The following is a 749-nucleotide window of genomic DNA, read 5'->3' as shown; positions in this document are numbered from 1 at the left end:
AGTGTGACGTACGGCGCGGCAGGACCAGGGCTTGCACAAGCCTTATTCGATAATCACAACGGTACCCTGATCAATATCTACGACACTTCGGATGTCGTCACGAGTGGGCTTTTCACTGGTGGGAAAGGGATGCTTCCAATCAATAGTTTTGGAATCGATAATTCGGGCTGGGAAACATTTGGACATTCGCTGGATCAATTCAGAACAGATGAAGAGGGAAATTACATCGATAAGCATGGACAGATCATCGTATACGTCGATGGCAATGGGGGGATCTTGTTAGCCCCAACTTTGTGGCAACAAACACTTTTGGAAAACGAAGCAATGATCAAACTAATAGCAGTCAGTGGCGAGCATACGCTAGATGAAATCAAGCGTGTGAAAGAAGAAAATGAGTGGCTCAAGGTTCAAATCAAAGAATTCTTGACCTTAAAAGAGTTACAACAGAAGCTGACTGCAAGTGGCGGCGGACTTTCTCAATCAGAAAAAATTTATTTAGAGGATAGCCAAGCATTAGCTGTAGTACGGACCGCAGCAAGTAAATTTGATGAGGCGATGAGCAATGTTCGCGTGATTTACCAAAACGGGATCACGGAGTTGGAAGAGTTATGGAATGACTGGTTGGGAAGAGTACGCAATTATACCCCACATTTGACGTACAACGAGGTAATTGAAACATTAGCCGAAGTTAATTGTACAAAATGGGAGATTGTCGATGAGCCAACACAGGAATTTAGAGATAAAATCCG

General features: G+C 43.7%; 1 pseudogene. It reads left to right on the top strand.

Annotation, left to right across the window (positions count from 1 at the left end):
* Positions 1-749, top strand: a pseudogene (locus ACH0AK_RS14915) (triacylglycerol lipase); the annotation flags it as partial.

The organism is Enterococcus pernyi, from assembly GCF_045371165.1.
Lineage (GTDB): Bacteria > Bacillota > Bacilli > Lactobacillales > Enterococcaceae > Enterococcus_B > Enterococcus_B pernyi.
The sequence above is the reverse complement of the archived record's forward strand: the minus strand, read 5'-3'. Positions and strand labels throughout refer to the sequence as shown.